We start from the raw sequence: 17,028 nt of genomic DNA on the forward strand, positions 1-17,028 counted from the left end.
GAAACAAGGAATTTTATGTATTTTGTAGAATAAGTTATTCAATTAAAGTATTGGAGTTGAGCACTTATGGAAGAGGTAAATAAAACACTAGTAACTTCATTGTATAATAAAATAAACTTGTATCTAGATATTGTAGAGATATTTGAATATTTACAGAAAGAATTTTCAAGCTATTTTAAATATGATAGTTCTATTACAGAGTCTACAACAAAGAAGTTCATTGGAGATTTTAATACCTTTGTTATAGTAGAAGAAAAGGAAAGAATTGAAGAGGTTTTTCATAAAGTACATACTAGTGAAGATCATAAGGTAAGCTGCAATGCTTTAAGTAAGGAAGTAAAAATAGATAAGAAATTCATCCATGATATTTTAGATAGTATAGAAAAAAATATAAATTCTAGGTTAAATCTATTTAAAAAGAAATTTGAGCTAGAGGTGTATACGTTTCACATGAAGCATGGTGAAAAAGAAATATATAATGAACTAAATAGATATGTTTATGAGGATATGGAAGGGACATTATCATACATAGAAATAGGAGTTGTTCATCTTAAAAACATTGTAATGGGTGCTTTAGAAGAAGAAATAAAATCTTATCATAGGTTTATTTGGAATACATTCAAAGAATTAATGGTTGATTTAAGGGGAATAGATACCTTAAATAAGGGTGATATTTCAGATAAAATAATTATTAAAGAAGATGAGATTTTAAATTCCTTAGATGCTTTAAAAGAAAAGATATCAGAAGTGGTAAGGAAAGAATTTATAGAAGTACTACTTAACTTAATTAATGAAGCCTTTGGAGATGAATTTACTAAAAGAATAAAAATTTATAAAAAAGAATTAAATAAATACTTAGCCAAAGAAATTTGTGAATCAAATTTAACTAAAATAGAATCAATAGGATATACAACTACTTACGATAATTCTATGAAAAATAGAGAATGTACCATAGGATATAAGGTGTTTTCCTTAGAGCATGACTTTTTAAATATGATTATAAATATAAGTAAATTTAGCTTTGATGAAATAACAGATGAAATAGAACTCAGTATAAACAGTATATTTTATAATGAATTTACTAGACTAATTTATTATATAAATAGTGAAGAAGAGTTTTATGCCATGTGTAGAAGTTTTCAAGATAAGTTTAATTATATAACTTGTGAAATTATTAAATCTTCATTGAAGTCCATAAAGGATAATTATTATAACTCTATTATAGATATACTCATGGATAATATGAAATCTATCAGTGGTATTAATGTTTTTAAATCTATAGATAGCTATAGAGGAAATATAAAAGTATATAATCAAGGCTTAATTATGGATTTATATAATAAATGGAATAAGATGTATGGTAATTATAATGAGCTAAAGAAGTACTGTATAGATATATCTAATATATTAATTTTAGATGAAAAAGATATTTTAAAGGAGTATTTTCAGTTGGATTTTAAAGAAGATAGTATATTCAAAGGTGAATATTACTGTGACTTTAAGGCATTGGAAAGAAAAAAGGAAGAACTTTATAACAATGTAGCTTTAATAAAAGAAAAACTATTAAAAACTCTTCAAGGGGATTTTACAACTTATTTTGATCATTTATTTCAAAGTATAGGAAAAAATTTAGAATATGCAAAATCAGAAGAGAAGAATTATTATACGGCAATTAATACTATATAAACTTATAAGTACTTTTTAGATACTTTTAGGTATTAATAAATTTTTTAACTACACTAGGTGGTACAATTAACAGAATATAAGTAATATTTTAAATTGAATGGAGTTGGTATTATGTCAGTGGATTTGTTTAAAAGAGCTAATGCTAAGGATTCAGAGTTTAAGGGAAGAAGTGCTGATACAGAAAAATATTATTATAATCACTCTTTTAAAGCAAATATGATAGCTACTGGAATTATTGTTGCTGTAATTTTAGGGTTTATTTACTTACTTATTAGATAATAATACCAAAAGCCTAGAAAGGGGAGTTCCTTTCTGGGCTTTCTTTTTAGTCTTCAATATAATTTAAAAGGTTATTAAAACCTATTCTATAAACAGTAGTTGCAAAGGCCTCCCCTTGGATTTTATGAGCATTATAGAAGGATAAAAGTTTATCCATTACCTTAGGAATTTCCTCTATGCCATAAAATTTAGGTAATATGTGTGGAGGACAGGCTAATTCTGTACTATTAATATAAATAGTTAATCCTGTTCCTGCTGAAGATAGGGCTAAGAATGAACAGTTGCCAATGCAATTTCCACATCTTAAACACTTGTCCTCATGTAGGACTAATTCTTTATTTATTTTTTCAAGGGCGCCACTAGGACAATATTTAGTACATCTTGTACATGCTATACATTCACGTTGATTTAAACCTACTTTTGTACCATTAATTATTCCTATTGAATCTTTATATATTTCACTATACTTGTCTACTATATCTACTAGTTTAGTTAAATCATTTTCATTATAATTTTCTGCCGGTGTAGGTAGTGTGCTTCTCTTAAAAATAGACTCACAGTTATCATATAAGAAGCCTTGAACCTTTCTTCTTAATTCTATTGAAGTTTCATCTAATTTTTCATCAAAGGCCTTAGTAATATCTTTAGTATAATTAGTCATAAATATATTCTCCTTTTATAAAATATAATCCCTATAATAATTGTAATATGATTTAATAATAGAATAGCAAAGTATATTATTAGGTTCAAGATTTACTATAAATATAAGTTAAGAAGTATTTTTACTTAAGGCATATTCAAAAAATAAATAAGTCAGAATGCTCGTTTATTTTGTGTTATACTGCGTCAACAGAACCCGTAGATAGTGCTACTATCTACGGAACCTGTTTCCTTGTCTAACTCAAAATATACTTCCCATCTTTGACTTGTTATTTATTTTCAGATGCCTTAGTAGTATTGTTGTAAATACTTAACAGCTAAGGTATACTTTTATTATCATTAAATGTATTTTGTAATTAGAAGGGGAGTCTTATGATTATGGAGGATAAAGAGTTACTAAAAACACTTTGTATGTCTCATGGCCCTAGTGGAAGAGAACACTGGCTTGGAGATTATGTGACAGAGGTATTTTCGGAATTTGGACAAGTTACTAGGGATAATTTAAATAATATAATTATTCATAAGAAGGGTAAGGGCAAAGGTAAAATCATGCTTATGGCTCACCTGGATGAAGTATTTATGATTATAACAGAGGTAAAAGAAAATGGATTTTTAGCATTTAAAGGTAATGGTATTGATCCTAAGACTTTAGTTTCTAAAGAGGTTATAATCCATGGAAAAGAAGCTATTCACGGTATTATAGGAATTAAGCCACCTCACTTAATGAAGGATGAAGATCGAAAAAAAGCAGTAACTATAGATTCTTTATTGATTGATACAGGATATTCTAAGGAGTCTTTAGAGAACATAGTTAAACCAGGAGATTATGTTACTGTTAAAGGAAACTATAAAGAACTTTTAAATAATAATGTAAGTGTTAAAACTGTTGATGATAGAGGTGGAGTTGTAGCCTTATATAGATGTGCTAAGGAACTTAAAAATATAGAACATGATATGGATGTTTATTTTGTATGTTCTGCTCAAGAGGAAGTAGGTCATAGAGGTGCTAAAACTGCTACTAATAGAATTAATCCAGATATAGGTATTGCTGTAGATGTTACCTTCGATTGTGGAATGTATGGTCTTGAACATGGTGATACTGAACTAGGTAAGGGTGGAGTAATCTGTATAGGTCCTAATATTCATCCTAAGGTTAGAAAGCATCTTATGAAGGTTTGCAAAGAATATAATATTCCATTTCAATTAGAAGTGGAAGCCGGAAATACAGGAACAGATGCTTGGGATATTCAAGTAGCTGGTGAAGGGGTTGCTACACTTCTTATATCAATTCCTATAAAATACATGCATACTTCAGTGGAAACTGTAAATATGGATGATATAAAAAACACAGGATATATGATGGCAAAGTTAATAGAGAGTATAAAGGGTGAAGAATTGGAGGAATTAGTATGTTTTTAGATGAAATTCTTCAAAAGAACGGTATTTTAGATAAATTGACTTCTTTAAGTGGTCCTTCAGGATTTGAGGGAGAAGTAAGGGGCTTTATTAAAGAACAGGTTACCCCTTATGTAGATGAGATTTTTACAGATAGAATAGGAAATATTATTGTTCATAAAAAGGGTAAAGGAAAAAAAGTAATAGTTGATGCTCATATGGATGAGGTAGGTTTTATAATAACTGGCTACAATGAGGATGGAAGCTTAAGATTTAGTGCTTTAGGAGGGATAAATGCTAAGATAATACCTTCTAAGACTGTACTTATAGGGCCTAATAAAATACCAGGAGTTATTGGAGCAAAACCAATTCACCTTCAAGGAGCAGAGGAGAGAGAAAAGGGTCTAAATTATAGTGATTGCTGTATTGATATAGGAGCTAGGTCTAGAAAACAAAGTGAGGAGCTTATAGATCTAGGGGAGTATGTAGTTTTTGATACAGAGTATGATGAATTTGGAGAAGGGCTTGTAAAGGGAAAGGCCTTTGATGATAGAGTAGGATGTTTTGTACTTATGGAGGCATTAAAGGAAAATTATGATGTAGACCTATATGGAGTGTTTGCAGTTCAAGAAGAAGTTGGAGAAAGAGGCGCTTTCATTTCGTCTTTAAATTTAAAGGGAGATTTAGGAATTGCTTTAGAGGGTACAATATGTGCAGATATGCCAAGTGTTCCTAAGCACTTAAGAGCTACTGAAGTTGGAAGAGGACCAGCTATATCAATAATGGATTTAACTAGTATATTCGATGTTGATGTGGCTGATGATATTATGGAAGTAGGGAATAATTTAAATATTCCATATCAAAGAAGAAAAGCTATAGCTGGAGGAAATGATGCAGCTACTTTCCATGGCACAGGATCTGGGGCAAAGATTGCTACTATTTCAGTTCCATGTAGATATATCCATTCTTCAGTTTCAGTAGCATCAAAGGAAGACATAAAGAACACAGTTAAATTATTAGTAGAATACTTAAAAACACTATAGATTTTGGAGGTATTTGTGATGAATAAATTATTTGAAGATTTAGTAGGAGCATTTGGAGTTAGTGGACATGAGGAAGAAGTTAGAAGTGTAATTGTTGAGCAATTAAATTCACTAGAAGTTGAAAATAAGGTAGATAACATGGGAAATGTTATAGCTAAAATAGGTAGAAGTAATGGAGAGGAAGAAAAGAGAATTATGATTTCTTCTCATATGGATACCATGGGATTTATAGTTATGTATATTGAAGATAATGGTTTCTTGAGAATTGGAAAAGTAGGAGAATTTGATGAAGCTGCCTTTGTGAATAATATGGTAGAATTTGAAAACGGAAATTCAGGAAGAATTTGCGGAACTAAAGATAGTCCTAAAATAGATGACATGTATATAGATTTAGGAGTAGAAAGTATAGAAGAGGCTTTAGAACTAGTAAGAGAAGGAGATGTATGTATTATTACATCTAATGTTATAGAGGAAGAAAAGAATATAATTGCACCAGCTTTAGATAATAGAGTAGGCTGTTATATGTCACTAAAATCTATAGAGAAACTTATAGAGAATAAAGAATCATTAGAGAAGTTAGATAAGGAAATATATTTTGTATTTTCGACTCAAAACACTTTAGGAGGAAGAGGAGCAAGAGCAGCTGCTTATGAAATAAATCCTATGTATGCTTTAGTTGTAGATGGAGAAAATGCTGGAGATACATTAGGGGGAAGTGGAAAGTTTTCTTTAGGAAAGGGTACAGGAATAAAGTTCATGGATAAAACTTTGTTAATGCATCATGAAGTGAAAGAACAATTGGAAAAAGTTTATGAAAAAATGGATAAAAAACCACATTATATCTTTGGTGAAACTCAAGGTGATGGTAAAACAATCCATAAAGAGGGAGTAGGAGTTAAGACTGGAACCTTAGTTTATCCTGTAAGATATAAGGATACAAATATGGAAATGGTTAATTATAAAGATATAGAAGAAGGAATAGAAGTTATTTATAATTATACTACATTATAATATAAGGTTATTTAAATAGACCTATAGACATAACTTTTAGAGAATATACAAAAAAATAATAAATATTAGAGCCTTCACTTTAAGAATATGAGTGAAGGCTCAATTTAGTTTAGGATTAATTTGTTTTAAATTATAAGGTAGTAACTATTTTGCAGCGTAATAGCATCTTTTTGGAGATTCTATTTTATCCTCTGCTTTAAGTGATTTTATAGCTTTATCTACCTCTTTTTTGTCAATACCAGCCTTTTCAGCAATTTCTCCAGCTTTTAATGGCTCAGATGAATTTTTCAGTACTTCTAAAACTTTATCTACCATGTTAACACCTCTTTTAATAATTATAGTTATTTAATAATATTTATTATATAATATTTTAATAAAAATATCAACAATATTATATTTTATCTGTTATCAGTTTGTAATTTATTATAAAGTAATTCTCGTCTGTCCTCCTTTACTTTAAAAGAATTTCTGACTCTACTGACTAAAGATCTATCTATGTCTGCTATGAGAATATCCTCCACACCTTCCTCTGTGCTACCTATAATTTTACCTAAAGGGTCTATAATTAAAGAATTTCCACTATAGTTTATATTATTACCAATACCAATCCTATTAACTCCAGCAATATAGCATTGATTTTCAATAGCTCTACTTCTAAGCAAGGTTATCCAGTGTTCTTTTCTACTTTCAGGCCAATTAGCAGCTACAGTAATTAAGTCACATTTTTTTGAAGCTATTTGAAAGATTTCAGGGAATCTTAAGTCATAGCATATAAAAGGTGAAAGGGTTATTTCATCAATTTGTGCAAAGCATATTTCCTCACCACCAATGTAGTATTTACTTTCTTCACCATAGGAGAAAGGATGTATTTTAGAGTAGTTACATAGAATATTTCCATTAGAAGATATTATTGTATAATTATTTTTACCTTTTATATCATTAGTAATACCCTGAATATAACCAATTCCTGCATTAATGCAATAACCTTTGCATAAACTAGAAATGTAGGAAAACGTAGAAAAATCAAATTCTTTTAATTTTTCTATGTTCATTGTAAACCCAGTAAAGGATAGTTCAGGAAATAAAAGTAAGTCTATTTTTAGCTCTTTAGCTTTTTTAAAAAATTCTTTGCTTGCTGATAAGTTAAATTGCTTATTTTCCCATAAAATATTATTCTGTACCAGTCCAATTTTCACAATATCACCCCTTATATTACTAATTATAATATATTTTAAAGTTATTATTCATAATAATCCTAAGAAATTTATTATTTTATAAGAAAGTTAATACTAAATTATATGAAGGGTGATTTGTTTAATTATGTTAAAGAAAGTGGTATAATTAAAGGAAACTTAGCTCCAATAATAGGTCAATTTTTAATTGAGTTTATAAATTCTTAATACTGTCTATATACTTCCTAGATAATAGGTCAATATTATAATATATAGACAATAGAATAATGTAAAAGGTAGGGGTATTGCCTATGAAAATAACTGAAAACACAGTGAAAATGGCATTGAGATATAAGAACCATCATATATCTTCATTAGCTTCACAGTTAGCTTTTGATATGCTGTTTTCATTTTTCCCATTTTTGATTTTATTACTAACTCTAGTTGGATTTATAAACGTAGATCCCATAGAAGTGATTGGAAGTTTACAAAATATAATGCCCGAGGAATTATATAATTTAGTATCTACTTTAGCCCTTCAATTGTTACAAACTAGAAATGGAAATTTATTATCTTTTTCATTAATGTTCTCCCTTTATACAGCATCTAGAGCTTTTAGAGCCATAAGATACGGGTTAAACAGAGCATATAATGAAGAGGAAGATAAAAATAAGATAAAGTTAATAATACTCTCCGTTTTATTTATGATAGTGATATCTTTTATGATAATATTTGTACTAGGTTTTTTAGTATTTGGAGAGATGATAAGTTTAGAATTAGTTCAATGGTTAGACCTTGATATTAAGTTATTTTATTTTATACGATATTTAAGGTACCCAATTGGTTTTGCAGGTATGATAGTTATATTTACAGCCATATATAAGCTTATACCTTCAAGACGAATAAAATGTAGAGAGGCCTTGCCAGGGGCTATATTCACAAGTATTGCTTGGATAATTTTATCAATGGGGTTTGCGTTTTATGTAAACAACTATGGGAAATATACTGATATTTACGGAAGCATAGGAGTGGTTATTGTTTTGATGGTTTGGTTACAAATAACATCTACTACAATTTTATTAGGGGGAGAACTGAATGCACTATTAATGTATGATAAAGAAAATAGCTTCAAAATATAATAAATTCATGTTTAATATTAACACTTATGAGAATGTTTAGTTTAATTATTTGTAATATTGTGTTAAGATAATGAAGAAGAATGACAATGATGTAGAATATTATATAAGGTCAATAGTAATGGAGGGTATGAGATGAAGGTTAGAAAGGCTATAATTCCAGCAGCAGGTTTAGGAACTAGATTCTTGCCAGCTACAAAAGCGGTGCCTAAAGAGATGATTCCTATTGTAGATAGACCTACTATAGAGTATATAGTAGAAGAGGCTGTGGCTTCAGGTATAGAAGAAATACTTATAATAACAGGTAGAAATAAAAAAGCTATAGAAGATCATTTTGATAGAGCTGTAGAACTAGAAATGAATCTTGAGAGAGATGGGAAGAAGGAACTTTTAGAGTTAGTCCATAAGTCAACTAATATGGCTAATATCCATTATATTAGGCAAAAGAATCCAAAGGGGTTAGGCCATGCCATAAGTTGTGCTAAAGCTTTTGTTGGAGACGAACCCTTTGCAGTTATGCTAGGAGATGACATAGTAGATAGTGAAGTTCCTTGTTTAAAGCAATTAATGGATGCTTATGATAAACATGGTACTTCAATTTTAGGAGTTCAAGAAGTAGCCAAAGAAAATGTAAGTAAATATGGAATTGTAAAAGGCGATAAAATTAATGATAGAGAGTATGTAGTTAAGGATTTAGTGGAAAAGCCAAAGGTTGAAGAAGCGCCATCTAATGTTGCTATTTTAGGTAGATATATTATAACTCCTGAAATATTTGACATACTAGAAGATACTAAACCAGGAAAAGGAAATGAAATACAATTAACTGATGGTTTAAAAACTCTAATGGAAAAGGAAAGTATGCATGCTTATATTTTTGAAGGTAGAAGATACGATGTAGGTGATAAATTAGGATTTTTAGAAGCTACAGTGGAATTTGCTTTAAAAAGACAAGATTTACAAGATAACTTTAAAAAAATTTTGGAAGAAAAATTTAATTTAAAGCATATATAATTTAATAATAGAGCATAAAAACTGGTATATAATCCCAATGATATATATCAGTTTTTATTTTATATATCAAATTTTATTATTTTTACTCAGAAGAGGTACGGAGACTTATTCTCATTAACCTGTCAAGAAAAAAATGTAGAATAATAGTAGAAAAATGTAGTAAAAAAAGTATTAATTTTAGTGTAAAATGATTAAGTGGTACATTGAGTAACGTTAAAATTGGAGGATAAATAATGGAGTTTAAGAATAAGGAAGATTTGGAGTTTTACAACAACATTTCGGAACCTATTATAGTTATAGATAGTAATAATGAAATTAAATACTGCAATGAAGGAGCGTTAGAATTTTTAGGAGTTCAAAGTATTGATTCAATTGAAGAGTTGGATATAAACACAATGATAAAGTTCTCTACGTTGAAGAGTGGTGTCTTTGATGTAAAGGATTTTATAAAAAATGATAGAAGTGAGAGAATTCGTGCAAGTATAGATACAAGAATATATAAAGAAATAGAAATAGAATTAGTTTTTAGAAGTATAAAAGTTGGTAATAGTGAAGGCACCTTAATGTTGTTGAAAAATATAGTAAGTAATAATCTCCATTTTAAATCAGAAGTTATCAATAAAGACAATAGCAAATTAGAGGAGCATGAAGAATTTAAATATATTGTAGTAGATAAAGACGAGGATGAAGCCTTCATCTCAACAAAAGAAATAGACTTAAATATAAATTTTTATAAAGCTATTTTTGCTAATAGTACCACTGGAATTGTAATAGAAAAGGAAAATAGAATTAGTTATATAAATAAAGTTGCTATGGATATAATTGGAGACCCAAAAAGTGATACCTTTTTAGGTAAAAGTATTTTTGAAATAATTAAGTTAGATTCTATACAATATAATGATGAATTTTTGAAAAAACAGTATTCTAAATATAATTCTAGTTTGAACATAGTAGAAAGAAAGTTTATTAGAGAAGATGGGAGCATTGTTTATTGTGAAGTTACACCCATGTGTTTTGTGAATGATAATGATATATATTCTATATTTTTAATTAGGGATATAACAAGAAGAATAAAAGTAGAGGAAGCAGTAATAAGCAATAGGGATAATTATGTTGAGCTTCTTAAACTTTTACCCTTTGGTATGGTTATATATTCTGATGGTAAGCTTGAAATAGGTAATGAGGCTTTAGTTAATATTTTAGGACTTAACGGAATAGATGAATTAAAAAATTTATCCTATATAGATATAGTAGATGAAGAATATAAAGATGTAGTTAAAGAAATGTATTTTGATGCTCAATTTAGAGGAAAATCTACAGAATTTAAGGAAGTTAAAGTGAGAAGGGAATATGGAGCACTAATAGATGCTGAGATTGCAAGTTTCGGAATAAATTTTAGTTATGGAAGATCTGTAGTATTTTTAATTCAAGAAGTTACAGAACGCAAAAAAGCTCAATTAAATAAAGTTAAATTGGAACAAGCTATAAAATATGATAAGTTAAAAACTGAATTTATATCTAATATGTCCCATGAACTAAAAACACCATTGAATATAATATTAAGTACTGTACAAGTATTGCAATACAATTATAAAGATAAAAATGATGAACAATTGGATAGATATCTAGATTTAATGAAAGTAAATAGCTATAGGTTATTAAGACTAATAAATAACTTAATAGATGTTACTAGAATTGATGTAGGTAACTTAAAAATGAATTTTGGCAATTATGATATAGTAGCTATAGTAGAGGATATAACTATGGCTGCAGTAGAATATGTGGAAAGTAAAGGTATGACTTTAATATTCGATACTGATATTGAAGAAAAAATTATAGGAATTGATAGAGAAAATATAGAAAGAATAATATTAAACCTATTATCAAATGCAGTTAAATTTTCTAAGGATGACGGAACTATTATGGTGTCTATTCATGATTTAGGGGACAAGGTTCAAATTTCAGTGAAGGATAATGGAATTGGTATTCCAGAAGAACTTCAGGAAAAGATATTTGATAGATTTGTGCAAGGTGAGGATCTATTTACCAGATCTCACGAGGGGAGTGGAATAGGATTATCCCTAGTAAAATCTATAGTTGAAAATCATGGTGGAAAGACATATGTAAAAAGTATTGTTAATGGAGGAAGTGAATTTATTGTAGAACTTCCAAACATTCTTTCTAAAAATCAATTTTGTTCAACAAATCTATATCATGCTGATAAATATAATTTAGAAAGAATAAAAATTGAGTTTTCAGATATATATAGATAAGAATATTTAAAATGCTATTGGAATAGTTGTTCCAATAGCATTTTATTTTTCATACATTAAAAGAATGGTTAAGATATTTTTAATAATATGTTTAAAAAATATATTCATGGGTAAAATTACAAAAAATGATATGTTTTTTTGGAGGTATATGATGAATAGAATAGTTTTAGTTGGTAGATTGACACGAGACCCTGAAATTAAAGTTTTTGAAGATAGTAGTAAGGTTTTTACTAGATTGGTTTTGGCTGTAGATAGACCTTATAAAACTGCATCGGGAGAAAAACATGTAGATTTCATTCCAGTAGTACTAAGAGGAAAGAAAGCAGAAATTGTTAATGAATATCTAATTAAAGGAAGTGTTATTAGTGTAACTGGTAGACTTCAAAGTAGGCATTATGAAGGTGAAGATGGACAGAAAAAGTACATATCAGAAGTTATAGCAGATGAATTTCAGTTCATGAATACTAAGAAACCTAAAGAAGAAATTGGTTAAATCTACATGACTTAAATTGTTATTTTAGTAAATCGCATATATGTGTATAACAATCTAAACAATATTTTTAATCAGTAAAGTCTATTCTATTGTAATATCACAATAGAGTAGGCTTTTTTAAATTAATTAATAATAAGTAAAAAAATATTTATTTATTAAAAAGTCACAGGTTAGTATATTAAAAATATTTGGATAATAGGCATATTAAGAGTATAATAAATTCATAAGGCAAAACTTTAATCTTATTTAAAAATGGTAAATTTTAGGTATAAAATATAGATTATAGTTAAACAAAATATAAGGGTAGAGGGGTTTATTATGGATCTTGAAAAATTTAAAGTATTTAGAGAGAAAACAATGGAAAACATATCTAAAGTTATAATTGGTAAAGAGCATATAATTGATAAAATAATAGTGTCATTTATAACTTCTGGTCATGTATTATTAGAAGATGTTCCAGGACTTGGGAAAACTAAACTGTGCAAAACATTGTCAAAAACTATGAATTGTAGCTTTAAAAGAATTCAATTTACACCAGACTTATTACCTTCGGACTTAACAGGAATATATTTTTATAATCAACAATCAAAAGAATTTGAATTCAGAGAAGGACCGCTTCTAAGTCAAATTGTTTTAGCTGACGAAATAAATAGAGCTACGCCAAGAACACAATCTGCTTTACTTGAGTGTATGGAAGAGAGACAGATAACAGTAGAAGGAAATACGATAAAGTTAAAGAGGCCATTCTTTGTTATAGCCACTCAAAATCCAGTAGAACAATTTGGTACATTCCCGTTACCGGAAGCTCAATTAGATAGATTTTTTATGAGATTATCTATGGGGTATCCAAGCTATGATGAAGAAATAAAAATGATGGATAGGTTTATAGGAAAAGATCCATTAGACTCCCTAGAGTCTGCTATAACTATAGAAGAAATAAACTATGTTCAAGAGAATTATAATAAAGTTTATGTTAGTGATGAAATAAGAAGATACATAGTAGATTTAGTCAATGCTACTAGAACTAACAGTGAAATAGAGTTGGGATGTAGTCCTAGAGCTACATTAAATCTTATGAAAGGTTGTCAAGCATTAGCTGCTATTAGAGAAAGAGATTATGTGATTCTTGAAGATGTTAAAGAGCTTGCAATACCTATAATGAGTCATAGAATTATCTTGAAAAGCGAAATAAATAGTGGCAGTGAGAAGAGTGAAAGAGTTATACAAAAGATTCTCGCAACTATAGAAACTCCAATAGATAGGCAATAGAGGTGTATTATGATACTTCAAATATTTGTTTTTGCAGCAATTGTAATTATACTGGTAAATATAATGAGTTTTATTACTGAAAAAGGGTATGAAAACTTAAAGGTGTATAGGGAAATAAAACCAGATAGGGTAACTGTGGGCGAAGAATTTACAATAACTATGAAAGTAGAAAACAATAAAAGAATGCCCGTTCTATTCTTAGTGGTGGAAGAAAGAATACCTGTTGAATTAAGATTTGTTGGCGAAGTCTCTACTTACAAATATGGAAATGATAATTGGCACATATGCAAGTATGTAATGGGTAAATTTCAAAGAAAAAGTAGAACTTATACTTTAGTAGGAAAAAAAAGAGGAGCTTACATAATAAAGTGCATGAATATTTTTATAGGGGATATGTTGGGACTAAATATTAAAAGTAGAGAGCAGAATGATTATATTGAAGTTTTAATTTATCCTAAGGTAAAATCAATAGGAAGCTTTAGATTTGATGTGACAAATTTTTTAGGAGATAATACAGTAAGGAGATGGATACATAAGGATCCTTTATATATAAAAGGAGTAAGAGAGTATAACGTTGAAGATAGAATGAAGGATATTCATTGGAAAACTTCATTAAAGGCAGATAAGCTTATGGTTAAGGACTATGATTATACTTCAGAACAACAGATGGTTATAATCCTTAATACACAATGTGGAGATCCTTGTTGTAATTATATAGATGAAGATATTATAGAAACATCTATAGATATTGCAGTTGCATTAGCTGCAAAAGCATCTAAAGAAAGTATCCCAACAGGTATTTGGAGTAATGCACATTTGATTTACTGTAATGAAAATTCTGTAAATGAGATTGAGCCGAAGGTAGGAAGTTTTAATAGTATATTGGAGTTTTGTACTAGAATATATCTTGCTGTAAAATATGAACTTAATGAATACTTAAAGAGTAGAATGCCTTATTTTGATAAAAGTTGTACCTATGTATTAATTACTACTTATTTAAATGAAAAAGATATTAGGATTTTAAATATTCTAGTGGCAAATGGCTATAAAATAAAGATTATAGATGTTTCTAGAGAAAACAAAATTAAAAATATCAAAGGAATTGATAAAATTTCATATAAGGGGGAGATGAAGTAATGAGTTGGTCTGAACAAGTTAGGCTTTATTATGATATAACATTTAGTATGCTAACATCTGTTGTTTGGATGATAGTAACAGCTCTTATATTTTCTAAGGATATGAAATTTTCTATTTTCATTTTAATGATGATATCTATATTAACTAGCAAATATTTACTAAGAAAAGGTAAGAAGGTAGAGATTTGTATTGGGGTTTCTTTAATCCCAATTATTGTTTACGAAATATTTAGTCAAGAAATAGTAATTGCCATTGTAGATATAATATTTGTAGCATTAATCAGTGCTGTTTTACTTAGAGAAACTAATGAAAATATAAATTATGATAGATATAAAAATATTTTTATAAATGGAATTTCTTATATTTTCATAGCATCAATTATCTGTAGTATGTTCAGGCCTATTTATGCAGAAATCATATTTAGAGGTATAGTTATATATCTGATTTTGATGGTTATAACTATGAGAGAGACTATGGGATATTGTTATAATATAAAAAGTTCAAAAGTGAATAAAATTATAAATATATCTCTAATTTCATTGGCATTATTAACTACACAGGAGTTTTTTTATAATATATTTGTGAAGGTAGTTTCAATTTTGTATAGAGGAATTGAATTTATAACTGAATTTATAATAGATGTAATAGTAAAAATTATTGGGATTCCAATGACTTGGGTTTTTAATGCTTTACAAAAATTATTTACTGAAAGACGAGGAGCTTTAGAAGATATATTTGGAAGAATAGATTCAGGTAGTAAAAATCCCCCAAATATAAAAGGATTAACGCCAGAAATGGTAACAGCAAGTCCCACATTTATATTTATAATGAAGGTTATAGTTACAATAATATTAATATTAATTGTAAGTAGTATCATAAGAAAAATAATAAAAGGTACTAATTTAAATAGAGATGATGGTTATACTGAAATAATTGAAGAGATTGAGCAAAAGGATCCTGGTTATAAAAAAGTTATAGATAAAATCAAAAAAATATTTAGAAAGAAGGGTACCCCTAGGGAAGAAGTTTTATATAAGTATAGTGAGTTTGTAGAAGTTGCAAATAAAAAAGAGATTTTTAAGACATATATGACTCCAAGACAACTTGGTAATATTGTTAAGATAAAAGTGGATAACTGTATGGAAGTTGATGAAGTTACTAATATGTATAATGAAGCAAAGTTTTCTACACATATTATAAACAAGTCTTATGAACAAAAAGTGGAAAAATATGTGGATAACATCAATAAAAACATAAAAAAGTGACAAGAAAAATTAATCTACAATAAAAGACAAGAAAACTCACATAATATTAACATTTTATCCACTGATATATTAACAATAACAAATAGTTTTGTATAACTGTAAAGAATAAGTAATTTTGTGAAATAAGGTGTAAATTTTGAGGGGGAATATATTATTGTTGCCTACAAGAATTTACACATTATTTTTTTATATAGTGATACAATTTCTTTAGGCAATAAAATGTTGTAATTTTATTGCTATAAATGGTTTTACATTATTTGGGGGTGCTTTTATGATAATTGAGACGTTGAAATCTAACATGGTATGTGAAGAGAATACTATAGAATACACTTATAATTTAATTCAATCAGAATTAGAGGTCCATATGAATGGTGAAAGAAGGGTTATAGATGTATATGGTGTAGAAATAGAAAGTGAAGTGAAAAATAAAGGCAAACATGTAAAGCAATACAAAGAACATGTAGAATGTATAACTCCTAATAGATATAAGGGAAGTGAACTTCTGGGATTATTAAAAAATAATGTGGTCTCACCAATACATCTTATAGATATTATAGAAGAATATATAGAGGCATATTATGCTGATTTTGACGAACTTGTACAAGCAATAGCAAATTAATTATAACTATTTTTATTTATATGAGTAGTTTATAAAGTTAAACTTAATTAATATGATAATTGAAAATATTATCATCATATACTTTCATATATATATAAGTTATAGTTGATATTAACCTATTTATTTATTAAAATTAAAGATGTAAAAATATGTTTATAATTTAATTATAAGTATATGAAATATTTAGGTTTGGAGGTGAGATGGTGATAGTAGGAGTTGGAGTAGATATAGTTGAAATAAGACGTATAAAAGATGTAATGGAAAAAAATGAAAAGTTTTTAGAAAAAATATTTACAAGTAAAGAAATACAATACTTGAAAACTAGGAATTTAAGGCCGGAATATGTAGCAGGTAGGTTTGCTGCAAAGGAAGCGGTTTCAAAAGCACTAGGAACAGGGTTTAGAGGATTCAACTTCAGAGATATAATAGTAGATAGTACTACTCTTGGTAAACCTACAGTCACATTAGAAGGGCAGGCAAAAAATATTGCTAACAAGAATGGGAATACAACTATTCATCTGAGTATTTCTCACGGATGCGATAGTGCTATTGCCTATGCTGTTTTGGAGGTCGTTTAAT

At 28.2% G+C, this 17,028-nt stretch carries 17 protein-coding genes; 14 read left to right on the forward strand and 3 right to left on the reverse strand.

Annotation, left to right across the window (positions count from 1 at the left end):
* Window positions 1-66: 66 nt before the first annotated feature.
* Together B2P65_RS14810 and B2P65_RS14815 are read left to right on the forward strand one after the other, a co-directional pair.
* Window positions 67-1,686: a hypothetical protein gene (locus B2P65_RS14810; protein WP_346880424.1), complete on the forward strand. Its 1,620-nt coding sequence runs from the start codon at window positions 67-69 to the stop codon at window positions 1,684-1,686.
* A 111-nt stretch (window positions 1,687-1,797) separates the two neighbouring features.
* A complete protein-coding gene (locus tag B2P65_RS14815) occupies window positions 1,798-1,965 on the forward strand; it encodes a hypothetical protein (RefSeq protein ID WP_156964387.1) in 168 nt (55 codons plus the stop codon).
* A gap of 46 nt (window positions 1,966-2,011) precedes the next feature.
* Here B2P65_RS14815 and B2P65_RS14820 read toward each other — a convergent pair whose 3' ends face one another.
* Window positions 2,012-2,626: a 4Fe-4S dicluster domain-containing protein gene (locus tag B2P65_RS14820; protein WP_346880425.1), complete on the reverse strand. Its 615-nt coding sequence runs from the start codon at window positions 2,624-2,626 to the stop codon at window positions 2,012-2,014.
* Between the two features lie 377 nt (window positions 2,627-3,003).
* On the opposite strand from B2P65_RS14820, the gene B2P65_RS14825 reads away from it, so the two are divergent.
* From B2P65_RS14825 to B2P65_RS14835, 3 genes are read left to right on the forward strand one after another with little or no spacing between them, the layout of a single operon-like run.
* Window positions 3,004-4,044: a M20/M25/M40 family metallo-hydrolase gene (locus B2P65_RS14825; protein ID WP_346876649.1), complete on the forward strand. Its 1,041-nt coding sequence runs from the start codon at window positions 3,004-3,006 to the stop codon at window positions 4,042-4,044.
* Window positions 4,035-5,063, forward strand: a complete 1,029-nt coding sequence (locus B2P65_RS14830) for a M42 family peptidase (protein WP_346847696.1) — start codon at window positions 4,035-4,037, stop codon at window positions 5,061-5,063. Before B2P65_RS14825 ends, B2P65_RS14830 begins: the two co-directional genes overlap by 10 nt.
* Before the next feature lie 18 nt (window positions 5,064-5,081).
* Window positions 5,082-6,074 (forward strand): hypothetical protein, encoded by a 993-nt coding sequence (locus B2P65_RS14835; RefSeq protein ID WP_346878159.1) that lies wholly within the window; start codon window positions 5,082-5,084, stop codon window positions 6,072-6,074.
* Window positions 6,075-6,218: 144 nt separating this feature from the next.
* On the opposite strand, the gene B2P65_RS14840 is transcribed toward B2P65_RS14835, so the two are convergent.
* Complete coding sequence (locus tag B2P65_RS14840) at window positions 6,219-6,389, reverse strand: HTH domain-containing protein (RefSeq protein ID WP_084178217.1); 171 nt, start codon at window positions 6,387-6,389, stop codon at window positions 6,219-6,221.
* Between the two features lie 83 nt (window positions 6,390-6,472).
* Window positions 6,473-7,270 (reverse strand): nitrilase-related carbon-nitrogen hydrolase, encoded by a 798-nt coding sequence (locus tag B2P65_RS14845; protein ID WP_346847694.1) that lies wholly within the window; start codon window positions 7,268-7,270, stop codon window positions 6,473-6,475.
* Window positions 7,271-7,557: 287 nt separating this feature from the next.
* On the opposite strand from B2P65_RS14845, the gene B2P65_RS14850 reads away from it, so the two are divergent.
* The 9 genes from B2P65_RS14850 (at window position 7,558) to B2P65_RS14890 (ending at window position 17,027) form a co-directional block, all read left to right on the forward strand.
* Complete coding sequence (locus B2P65_RS14850) at window positions 7,558-8,385, forward strand: YihY/virulence factor BrkB family protein (protein WP_346847693.1); 828 nt, start codon at window positions 7,558-7,560, stop codon at window positions 8,383-8,385.
* 132 nt (window positions 8,386-8,517) lie between these two features.
* Window positions 8,518-9,393 (forward strand): UTP--glucose-1-phosphate uridylyltransferase GalU, encoded by an 876-nt coding sequence (gene galU / locus B2P65_RS14855; protein WP_346847692.1) that lies wholly within the window; start codon window positions 8,518-8,520, stop codon window positions 9,391-9,393.
* Between the two features lie 233 nt (window positions 9,394-9,626).
* The gene (locus B2P65_RS14860) at window positions 9,627-11,666 is read left to right on the forward strand and encodes a PAS domain-containing sensor histidine kinase (protein ID WP_346847691.1); all 2,040 of its coding nucleotides are present in this window, start codon (window positions 9,627-9,629) and stop codon (window positions 11,664-11,666) included.
* Window positions 11,667-11,817: 151 nt separating this feature from the next.
* A complete protein-coding gene (locus B2P65_RS14865) occupies window positions 11,818-12,159 on the forward strand; it encodes a single-stranded DNA-binding protein (protein ID WP_035132193.1) in 342 nt (113 codons plus the stop codon).
* A 318-nt stretch (window positions 12,160-12,477) separates the two neighbouring features.
* Complete coding sequence (locus B2P65_RS14870; protein ID WP_346880426.1) at window positions 12,478-13,428, forward strand: MoxR family ATPase; 951 nt, start codon at window positions 12,478-12,480, stop codon at window positions 13,426-13,428.
* Between the two features lie 9 nt (window positions 13,429-13,437).
* The gene (locus B2P65_RS14875) at window positions 13,438-14,565 is read left to right on the forward strand and encodes a DUF58 domain-containing protein (RefSeq protein ID WP_346878160.1); all 1,128 of its coding nucleotides are present in this window, start codon (window positions 13,438-13,440) and stop codon (window positions 14,563-14,565) included.
* Entirely contained in the window at window positions 14,565-15,830 is a 1,266-nt protein-coding gene (locus tag B2P65_RS14880) for a hypothetical protein (protein WP_346847688.1), read from the forward strand. Before B2P65_RS14875 ends, B2P65_RS14880 begins: the two co-directional genes overlap by 1 nt.
* Window positions 15,831-16,101: 271 nt before the next feature.
* Complete coding sequence (locus tag B2P65_RS14885; RefSeq protein WP_346847687.1) at window positions 16,102-16,449, forward strand: DUF6514 family protein; 348 nt, start codon at window positions 16,102-16,104, stop codon at window positions 16,447-16,449.
* 203 nt (window positions 16,450-16,652) lie between these two features.
* Window positions 16,653-17,027: a holo-ACP synthase gene (locus B2P65_RS14890; RefSeq protein WP_346847815.1), complete on the forward strand. Its 375-nt coding sequence runs from the start codon at window positions 16,653-16,655 to the stop codon at window positions 17,025-17,027.
* Window position 17,028 lies beyond the last annotated feature (1 nt).

The sequence above is a fragment of the Clostridium sp. UBA3061 genome, from assembly GCF_002367465.1.
Classification (GTDB): Bacteria; Bacillota; Clostridia; order Clostridiales; family Clostridiaceae; genus Clostridium_J; species Clostridium_J sulfidigenes.